Source organism: Candidatus Termitispirillum reticulitermitis (assembly GCF_054655775.1).
Genome location: NZ_BAAIHG010000241.1, coordinates 1 through 528 on the forward strand (window position 1 = coordinate 1; position 528 = coordinate 528).

Consider the following 528-nt stretch of genomic DNA (forward strand, 5'->3'; position numbering starts at 1 on the left):
AACCCTGACTACGCAAAAGCTACGTTTGCTATTGCCAAAATGCTATCAGAGCTAAGTGCAACAACTGTGATAGGTGGTGGCGATTCCGTTGCAGCGGTGAATGAGGCTGGCGTTGCCGACAAGATGTCGCACATATCAACTGGTGGTGGCGCGTCACTAGAGTATGTGGAATATGGCAGTCTGCCAGGTATTGAGGTATTGAACGGCTAGCAATGCGCGATATTCAGAGTGAGCCTGACACTAGAAATATTGGTATAGATAGGGTAGGCATTAAAGATATTGCCTACCCTATAGTTGTTAAAGCCCGCAAGAACGGTGAACAAAGCACTATTGCAAACGTGGCTATGAGTGTCAACCTGCCACACAACTTCAAAGGCACGCATATGTCGCGCTTTGTAGAGCTTCTGCACAAGCACAGGCTTGCCATTGAACTCCTGTGAAACCACAAAATCCACAGGCAAAACAATCTTTACGTCTTTTTCTTTAGCTTTAGTCAATATTTTCTTAACGGTGTCAAACTGGTCAGTC

2 protein-coding genes are annotated in these 528 nt (G+C 45.6%); both read left to right on the plus strand.

Annotation, left to right across the window (positions count from 1 at the left end; all coding sequences use genetic code 11):
• On the plus strand, positions 1-210 hold a 210-nt coding region (gene pgk / locus AC1MDJ_RS08535), incomplete at its 5' end, for a phosphoglycerate kinase (protein ID WP_479690477.1).
• 2 nt (positions 211-212) lie between these two features.
• Positions 213-440, plus strand: coding sequence for a GTP cyclohydrolase, FolE2/MptA family (locus tag AC1MDJ_RS08540; RefSeq protein WP_479690478.1), 228 nt, complete (start codon positions 213-215; stop codon positions 438-440).
• The last annotated feature ends 88 nt before the right edge of the window (positions 441-528 follow it).

Coding starts and splice junctions, on each gene's coding strand:
- AC1MDJ_RS08540 (WP_479690478.1), top strand. CDS start 213: ATGCGCGATATTCAGAGTGAGCCTGACACTAGAAATATTGGTATAGAT.